This is a genomic window from Faecalibacterium sp. (genome assembly GCF_052358865.1).
Lineage (GTDB): Bacteria > Bacillota > Clostridia > Oscillospirales > Ruminococcaceae > Faecalibacterium > Faecalibacterium butyricigenerans.
Map to the genome: position 1 here is coordinate 1 of NZ_DAWCVJ010000090.1, position 9,331 is coordinate 9,331.

5 protein-coding genes are annotated in these 9,331 nt (G+C 62.6%); 1 reads left to right on the forward strand and 4 read right to left on the reverse strand.

Features of this window, described 5'->3' with window-relative positions; genetic code table 11:
• On the forward strand, nucleotides 1–798 hold a 798-nt coding region (locus ACT8X9_RS11630; protein WP_444269091.1), incomplete at its 5' end, for an amino acid--tRNA ligase-related protein.
• Nucleotides 799–862: 64 nt separating this feature from the next.
• Here the strand turns inward: ACT8X9_RS11630 and ACT8X9_RS11635 are convergent.
• The 4 genes from ACT8X9_RS11635 to gltB form a co-directional block, all read right to left on the reverse strand.
• Complete coding sequence (locus tag ACT8X9_RS11635; RefSeq protein WP_444269092.1) at nucleotides 863–3,439, reverse strand: heavy metal translocating P-type ATPase; 2,577 nt, start codon at nucleotides 3,437–3,439, stop codon at nucleotides 863–865.
• 40 nt (nucleotides 3,440–3,479) lie between these two features.
• Nucleotides 3,480–3,827, reverse strand: coding sequence for a metal-sensing transcriptional repressor (locus ACT8X9_RS11640; protein ID WP_444269093.1), 348 nt, complete (start codon nucleotides 3,825–3,827; stop codon nucleotides 3,480–3,482).
• A 233-nt stretch (nucleotides 3,828–4,060) separates the two neighbouring features.
• On the reverse strand, nucleotides 4,061–5,539 hold the full coding sequence (locus ACT8X9_RS11645) for a glutamate synthase subunit beta (protein WP_444269094.1): 1,479 nt from the start codon (nucleotides 5,537–5,539) through the stop codon (nucleotides 4,061–4,063).
• A gap of 13 nt (nucleotides 5,540–5,552) precedes the next feature.
• Nucleotides 5,553–9,331: glutamate synthase large subunit (gene gltB, locus ACT8X9_RS11650; RefSeq protein WP_444269095.1), on the reverse strand; the 3,779-nt coding region annotated here is incomplete at its 5' end.

Here is a 9,331-nt window from a genome sequence, read left to right on the forward strand (position 1 = left end):
ACCGGGGTGCTGCTGGAGCAGGAGGCCGGTGCGGCCGATCTGGCCCAAAGCCCGCAGTTCTACAAGCAGATGGCAATGGCTGCCGGCTTCGAGCGCATCTTCGAGACCGGCCCCGTCTTCCGCGCTGAGAAGAGCTACACCAACAAGCACTCCACCGAGTTCTCCGGCTTTGACCTCGAGTTCAGCTACATCACCTCCTACAAGGACGTCATGAAGATGGAGGAGGAGCTGCTGACTGCCGGCCTCAAGGCCGTCAAGGAGCAGTACGGCGACCAGATCAAGGAGCTGTTTGGTCAGGAAGTCGTCGTTCCCACCACTCCGTTCCCCGTGGTCAAGCTGGCTGACCTGTACAAAGCTCTGGAAGAGGAGTTCGGCTACACCGTCGATGAGTCCGAGAAGGGCGACCTGACCACCGAGGCCGAGCGCCTGAGCTACGACTGGGTCAAGAAGCACTACGGCCACGAGTTCCTGTTCATCACCGACTACTCCGCCGAGAAGCGTGCATTCTACCATATGCGCGACGAGAACGGCGTGCCGCAGGGCTATGACCTCATCTGGCGCGGCGTGGAGATCACCACCGGCGCACAGCGTGAGCACCGCTATGAGGTGCTGAAGAAGCAGGCAGAGGAAAAGGGTCTGGCCGACGACGTCAAGTTCTATCTGGAGTTCTTCCAGTATGGCTGCCCCCCGCACGGCGGCTTCGGTCTGGGCATCGACCGCCTGACCATGCTGCTCTGCGGCCTGAGCATCAAGGACGCCGAGTTCCTGTTCCGCGGCCCCAACCGTCTGACTCCGTGATCTGAAGCATAACAAAAAAAGCCAGTGCACAAGCCGTGCGCTGGCTTTTTTGGCGTCTTATGGCTTACTGGATGCCGGTGACTTTATAGTCCTGTGCCTCGACTGCATTCTTGAGCACGTCGTCGGCAACATCCTCGGTCAGGGTGACGACGGCGGTGCCGTCGGTGTGACTTGCCACGGCTTCAGAGACGCCGGGGATGGCCTCGAGAGCCTTCTTCACACGGGCCTCACAGTGGCAGCACATCATGCCTTCAACATTCAGGGTCTTTTTCATGGGATCGTCCTCCATTTTGCCATCGGGCGCTTCGGTGTCCGATGGCGTATTATTTTCTGCCGCAGACTGTGCAGAGACAGCTGCGGAGGAAGCTTTTTTGTGGTCGTGCTTGGTGCTGTGCAGGTCGAACAGATTCAGCCGCAGGGCGTTGCTCACGACGCAGAAGCTGGACAGGCTCATGGCGGCAGCACCGAACATGGGGTTCAGCGTCAGGCCGAAGGGGATGAACAGACCCGCTGCCAGCGGGATGCCGATGATGTTGTAGATGAACGCCCAGAACAGGTTCTCGTGGATGTTCCGCAGGGCAGCGCGGCTGAGACGGATGGCGGCGGGCACATCCGAGAGTCTGGAGTTCATCAGGACGACATCGGCGGCGTCGATGGCCACATCGGTGCCTGCGCCAATGGCGATGCCAGTGTCAGCACGGGTCAGGGCAGGGGCGTCGTTGATGCCGTCGCCTACCATGGCTACCTTGCCGCTGGCCTGAAGCTGGCGGATGACAGCCTCCTTGCCGTCGGGCAGGACGCCCGCGATGACTTCGTCCACGCCCGCCTGTCGGCCAATGGCGTCGGCGGTGCGCTGGTTGTCGCCGGTGAGCATCACCACCCGGATGCCCATATTCTGGAGCTGCCGGATGGCCTCGGGGCTGTCCGCCTTAATGGTGTCGGCCACGGCGATGACGCCCAGCAGATGGCCTGCGCCGCCGAAGAAGAGGGGCGTCTTGCCCTCAGCGGCCAGCTGTTCGGCCTGTTGTGTCAGTGTGGCAGGCAGGGAAAGCTTCGACTGGATAAAGGATGTGCTGCCGCCGAAGATGTCCACGCCGTCCAGCTTTGCGGCCAGACCGTTGCCCGGCAGGGCCGCAAAGTCTGTGACCGTCGGAGGCGTGATGGCCTTTGCCTCGGAGTAGGCCAGAACGGCCTTGGCCAGCGGATGCTCGCTGCGGCTTTCCAGTGCGGCGGCCAGCGTCAGCAGCTCGGTCTCAGAGACGCCCTCGGCGGGCAGCAGGTCAGTGACCCGGGGCGCACCCTCGGTGATGGTGCCGGTCTTGTCCAGCGCCACGATCTGAGTGCGGCCTGCGGCTTCCAGCGAGGCGGCGGTCTTGAAGAGGATACCGTTCTTTGCGCCGAGACCGTTGCCCACCATGATGGCCACGGGGGTCGCAAGACCCAGCGCGCAGGGGCAACTGATGACCAATACAGAAATGCCCCGGGCCAGCGCATAGCCCAGCTCACGGCCCAGCAGGAGCCAGACGATGGTGGTGAGGACGGCGATGGAGATGACCGCCGGGACAAAGTAGCCCGATACGGTGTCGGCGATCTTGGCGATGGGAGCCTTAGTGGCGGCGGCATCGCTGACCATCTTGATGATCTGGGACAGGGTAGTGTCCTCGCCCACGCGGGTAGCCTCGCAGCGGAGGAAGCCCGACTGATTGGTGGTAGCGGCGCTGACCCTGTCGCCTGCGGCCTTGTCCACCGGGATGCTCTCGCCGGTCAGGGCACTCTCGTTCACGGCGCTGACGCCCTCCAGCACCAAGCCGTCCACAGGGATGTTCTCGCCGGGGCGGACGACGAAGATGTCGCCCTTCTGCACGTCGGCGATGGAGACGGTCACTTCCGCGCCGTCCCGTACCAGCGTGGCGGTCTTTGGGGCCAGCTTCATCAGGCTCTTGAGGGCGTCGGTGGTCTTGCCCTTGGAGCGTGCTTCCAGCATCTTGCCCACCGTGATGAGGGTCAATATCATGGCGGCCGACTCGAAGTAGAACTCCATCATATAGTGCATGACCAGCGCGTCATTGCCGTGGAGCTGGGCGTCGGTCATGGCAAAGAGGGCGTAGGTGCTCCACACATAGCTTGCCATGGAGCCGAGGGCCACCAGCGTATCCATGTTGGGGGCACCGTGGATAAGGCCTTTGAAGCCGCTGATGAAAAACTTCTGGTTGATGACCATGACGATACCAGCCAGGATCAGCTGGACAAGGCCCATGGCGATGTGGTTGCCGTCGAACCAGTGAGGCAGGGGCCAGCCCCACATCATGTGGCCCATCGAGAAGTACATCAGCACCAGCAGGAAGCCCAGCGAGGCGATGAGACGGCGCTTGAGCTTGGGGGTCTCGTGGTCGGCCAGTGCGTCGAGGTCGGCATTGGTGTCCGATGCCTTATGGGCGGCGTCCGACTTCGGGCTTGCACCATAGCCCGCCTCCTGTACCGCCGAGATGATGGCGGCAGGGGAGGCAGTGCCCTCCACGCCCATAGAGTTGGTCAGCAGGCTCACCGAGCAGCTCGTGACGCCCGGCACCTTCTTTACGGCCTTTTCCACCCGGGCAGAGCAGGCCGCGCAGCTCATGCCCGTGACATTGTATTGTTCCATTGCAGATTCCTTTCCGCTGCATAAGATGCCCGGAAGGGGGTCATTTCATGAGCTTAGGCAGCAGGGTCAGCAGCTCATCCAGTTTTTCACTGCTGCCATCCCGCAGGTCGTCAGCCACGCAGGTGCGGACGTGCTGGCCCAGCAGCTCCTTCGAAAAGCCGTTCAGTGCAGCGTTCACCGCCGCCACCTGCACCAGAATATCGGTGCAGTAAACATCCTTTTCCACCATTGCGCGGATCCCGCGCACCTGACCCTCGATGCGGCTCAGTCGGTTGACGAGGGCACGGTACTCCTCGGGAGTGCGGTCCTTGTGGCGGCAGCAGGAGGGGGCAGTGTCCTTTTCGGCAGGCGCAGCGGCGCAGCAGGGCTTCTTTTCAGCATCAGTCATAGCAGATAGCTCCTTTCCGGGTAGTTCAATGTAGGAGGACGTACCCTGCGGGGGTAAGCCTCCCGATGACTTGATTTTACCACTTAGGGGTATCTTTTGCAAGCGGATAGAACGCGCTAACTGTGAAAGCTTTGTGAAATCGGGAAACTGGAGAAACAGAAACGGGAGCCTCCCGCAAAGGAAAGCTCCCGTTTCTGTTTAGGATAGGAAAGAGAATGTCAGAAGTAGGGGGGTCACAGGTTGGTGTAACCCATCAGATAGCGGTCTACCTCGGCGGCACAGTCGCGGCCCTCTCGCAGGCCCCAGACGACGAGGCTCTGGCCCCGGCGCATATCGCCGCAGACGAAGACCTTATCCACATTGGTGCGGAAGCTCTGGTCGGCCACATTGCCCCGGGCGTTCCGCTCCACGCCGAATGCCTCAGCGACATAGTCCTCACAGCCCACGAAACCGGCGGCGATGAAAGCCAGCTGGCAGTCGTAGGTGAACTCCTCGCCGGTGGGCACCATGCTGGTGCGGCCGGTGTCGGGGTCGCGCTGGGGCTTCAGATAGGAGATGACCGCGCCGGTCAGATTTCCGGCCTCGTCCTTCAGGAACTCCTTTACAGTAGTCTGGTAAACGCGGGGGTCCTTGCCGAACTTGGCGAGGCACTCGGTCTGGCCGTAGTCCACCTTCAGCACCCGGGGCCACTCGGGCCACGGATTGTTCGCAGCACGCTCCTTCGGGGGCTGGGGCATCATCTCCAGCGCCATCAGGTCGGTGCAGCCCTGCCGCAGGGCCGTGCCCTGACAGTCGTTGCCGGTGTCGCCGCCGCCGATGACGAGGACATTCTTACCTGCGGCGCTGATGGCCTTGCCGTCGGCAAAGCTGCTGTCCAGCAGGCTCTTGGTCACGCTGGTGAGGTAGTCCACCGCGAGATGGACGCCCTTGGCATCCCGGCCGGGGACGTTCAGGTCCCGGGCCTTCTTTGCGCCGCAGCAGAGGACGATGGCGTCGTAGCTCTTGAGCAGCTCGGCGGCATCCACGGCCCCGCCCACGTCCATGTTGGTGCGGAACTCCACGCCTTCGGCCTGCATGATCTTGATGCGGCGCTTGATGACGGATTTGTCCAGCTTCATGTTGGGGATGCCGTACATCAGCAGACCGCCCACCCGGTCGGCCCGCTCAAAAACGGTGACGGCGTGGCCGCGGATGTTGAGGTACTCGGCCACCGACAGGCCCGAGGGGCCGCTGCCGATGACGGCCACGCTCTTGCCGGTGCGGGCCGGGGGCGGGGCGGCGTGGAGCCAGCCCTTGGCGTAGCCCGTCTCCACGATGGCGTGCTCGTTCTCCCGGACGGTGACGCTGCTGCCGGTCACATCGCCGCAGGTGCAGGCGGCTTCGCAGAGGGCCGGGCAGACCCGGCTCGTGAACTCCGGGAAACGATTGGTGGCCCGCAGACGGCGGAGTGCCAGCTCCCACTTGCCCTGATACACGAGGTCGTTCCACTCCGGGATGAGGTTGTTCAGGGGGCAGCCGGAGGCCATGCCGCCGATCATCATGCCGGCCTGACAGAAGGGAACGCCGCAGTCCATGCAGCGTGCCGCCTGCGTCTGCTGCTCCTCCCGGGAGAGCCAGATGTGAAATTCGTTGAAATTCTCGATGCGCTCCAGCGGCGGAACATCCGTGCTGGTCTTGCGCGCGTAATCCATAAAACCAGTGAGTTTTGCCATGATGGTCCCCTCCTTACTTCTTCTTCTGCACGGCGTAGAATGCTTCGATCTGCGCCTGCTCGCCATCGAGACCCCGCTCCTCCATGGAGGCGATGACCCGCAGCATATGGTCGTAGTCGTAGGGGAGAACTTTCTTGAACTTGGGCAGGAACTCGCTGAAGTTGTCCAGGATCTCCTTGCCTCGGGGCGAGCCGGTCAGCTCGACGTGCTCCCGGATCAGCTCCTTCAGGGTGGCGACATCGTATTTGTGCTCCACCGGCTCGAGGCTGACGGTCTCCTTGTTCACCCGCTGGTAGAAGTCCCAGTTCTCGTCCAGCACATAGGCGATGCCGCCGGTCATACCGGCCGCGAAGTTCTTGCCGGTATGACCCAGAACGACGACGGTGCCGCCGGTCATATACTCGCAGCCGTGGTCGCCCACGCCCTCGACGACGGCCACAGCGCCCGAGTTGCGGACACAGAAGCGCTCACCGGCCACGCCGGAGACGAAGGTCTTGCCGCTGGTGGCACCGTAGAGGGCCACGTTGCCGATGATGATGTTGTCCTCGGGCTTGAAGGTGATGCCCTCGGGCGGGCGGACGATGAGCTTGCCGCCGGACAGACCCTTGCCCATGTAGTCGTTGCAGTCGCCGGTCAGCTCAAGGGTCAGGCCCTTGGGGATGAACGCGCCGAAGCTCTGGCCGCCTGCGCCGGTGCAGTGGACGGTGTAGACGTCATCCGGCAGGTCGCCGCCATACTTGCGGGTGATCTCGCTGCCGAAGATGGCGCCAAAGGCGCGGTCGGTGTTGGAGACCTCCAGCTTGACGCTCTGGGGGGGCTTGCTGGACAGCTTGAACTTCTTCATCAGCACCTTCATGTCCAGCGTGTCTTCCAGATGGAAGTCATAGGTATCCTCTTTCTGGAAGTGGACGTTGCTGTTGACGATGGCGGGGTTGTGCAGGATGCAGTCGAGGTCCATCTTGGCCAGACGGCTTCCGGCAGGAGCGGGCTTGACGTGGAGCAGGTCGGTGCGGCCCACCAGCTCGTCGATGGTGCGGATGCCCAGCTTTGCCATGTACTCCCGCAGCTCCTGCGCCACGAAGGTCAGGTAGTTGATGATGTATTCGGGCTTGCCGCGGAAATGCTTGCGCAGCTCGGGGTTCTGGGTGCAGATGCCCATGGGGCAGGTGTCGAGGTTGCAGACACGCATCATCACGCAGCCCATGGTCATCAGCAGGGAGGTGCCGAAGCCGAATTCCTCCGCGCCCAGCATACAGCTGATGGCGACATCCCGGCCGGAGAGGAGCTTGGAGTCGCTCTCGATGCGCACGCGGGTGCGCAGGCCGTTCAGGATCAGGGTCTGGTGGGTCTCGGCGATGCCCAGCTCCCAAGGCAGACCAGCGTCCTTGATGGAGTTGCGGGGCGCAGCGCCAGTGCCGCCGTCATAGCCCGAGACGAGGATGACCTGTGCGCCGCCCTTGGCCACACCGGCTGCGATGGTGCCGACACCGGCCTCGCTCACCAGCTTGACGTTGATGTTTGCGTGACGGTTGGCGTTTTTGAGGTCATAAATCAGCTCTGCAAGGTCCTCAATGGAGTAGATGTCATGGTGGGGCGGGGGAGAGATGAGGCCCACGCCGGTGGTGCTGTGGCGGGTCTTGGCGATCCACGGATACACCTTCGCGCCGGGCAGGTTGCCGCCCTCGCCGGGCTTTGCGCCCTGTGCCAGCTTGATCTGGATCTCCTCGGCGGAGACGAGGTATTTGCTGGTGACGCCGAAGCGGGCAGAGGCCACCTGCTTGATCTTGGAATTGCTCTCGCTGTGATAGCGCTCTTCCGGCTCGCCGCCCTCGCCGGTGTTGCTCCGGCCGCCGAGGCGGTTCAGGGCAATGGCGATGGTCTTGTGGGCCTCGCTGCTCAGTGCGCCGTAGCTCATGGCTGCAGCCTTGAACCGCTTGACGATGGAGCTGACCGGCTCCACCTCGTCCAGCGGGATGCCGCCGTCGGGGGCGTAGTTGAAGTCCAGCAGGCTGCGCAGATGGACGCCGTTCCTGCCCATGTTGTCCACAGTGTGGGTGAACTGCTTGAAGGTGTCGTAGTCGCCGGTGAAGCAGGCCTTCTGGAACAGGTGGATGGTCTGAGGGTTGAACAGGTGCTCTTCCTTGCCGCTGCGGAACTTGTGGGCACCGCCGTCCTCCAGCTGCATATTGATGTCGAGGCCCAGCGGGTCGAAGGCGGCGTTGTGGAGAGCCTCCACGTCTGCCTGAATGTCTTCGAGGCCGATGCCGCCCACGCGGCTGACCGTGCCGGTGAAGTACTTGTCGATGACGTCCTTGGAGATGCCGACGGCCTCAAAGATCTGGCTGCTCTGGTAGCTCTGGATGGTGGAAATGCCCATCTTGGAGGCGATCTTCACGATGCCGCCCAGCACAGCCTTGTTGTAGTCGTCCACAGCGGCGTAATAGTCCTTGTCCAGCAGGCCGTCATCGATGAGCTGGCCGATGGTCTCATGGGCCAGATAGGGGTTGACGGCGCAGGCACCGTAGCCCAGCAGGGCGGCGAAGTGGTGCACCTCGTGCGGCTCGGCGCTCTCGAGGATGAGGGCCAGTGCGGTGCTCTTCTTAGTGCGGATGAGGTACTGGGACACAGCCGACACCGCCAGCAGGCTGGGGATGGCGACATGGTACTCGTCGATGTCCCGGTCGGACAGGATGATGATGTTCGCGCCCTCTTTGTAGGCACGGTCCACCTCGAGGAAGACGCGGTCGATGGCTTTTTCGAGGCTGGTGTTCTTGTAGTAGTTGATGGAGACCGTGGACACCTTGAAGCCCGGCACATTCATGTACTTGATGCGGAGAAGGTCGGTGGAGGTGAGGATGGGGTTGTGGACCTTGAGCACCTTGCAGTTCTCGGGCTTATCCTCCAGCAGGTTGCCGTGTGCGCCCACATAGACGCTGGTGGAGGTAACGACCTTCTCACGGATGGCGTCGATGGGCGGGTTCGTCACCTGCGCGAACCGCTGCTTGAAGTAGTTGAAGAGCGGGGGGTGCTGGCCGCTGAGGACGGCCAGCGGAGTATCGGTGCCCATTGCGCCGGAAGGCTCTGCGCCCTGACGCGCCATCGGCAGGATGAGGGTGCTGATGTCCTCGTACTTGTAGCCGAACACCTTCTGCAGACGCAGCAGGTCGTCGCCGGTATAGCTGGGGGTCTTGACATTGGGGATCTTGAGGTCTTTCAGCTGGACGAGGTTGCGGTCGATCCACTCGCCGTAAGGCTCGCGGCTGGCGTAGTACTCCTTCAGCTTTTCGTCGTCCACGACCTCGCCCTTGAGGGTGTCCACCAGCAGCATCTTGCCGGGGCGGAGACGATCCTTTACCAGAATGTTCTCCGGCTCACAGGGCAGCACGCCCACCTCGGAGGAAAGGATCATCCGGCCATCCTTGGTGATGTAGTACCGGCTGGGACGCAGGCCGTTGCGGTCCAGCACCGCACCCACCACGTCGCCGTCGGAGAAGAGGATGGCCGCCGGGCCGTCCCACGGCTCCAGCATGGTGGCGTAATACTGGTAGAAATCCCGCTTTTTCTGGCTGATGTTCTTGTTGTTCTCCCACGGCTCGGGGATCGTGATCATGACGGCCAGCGGCAGATCCATGCCGTTCATCACCATGAACTCGAGGGCGTTGTCCAGCATGGCGGAGTCCGAGCCGGAGGTGTTGATGATGGGCAGGATCTTGTTCATGTCCTCCTTCATGATGGGGGAGGAGATGGTCTCCTCGCGGGCCAGCATGGCGTCGGTGTTGCCCTTGATGGTGT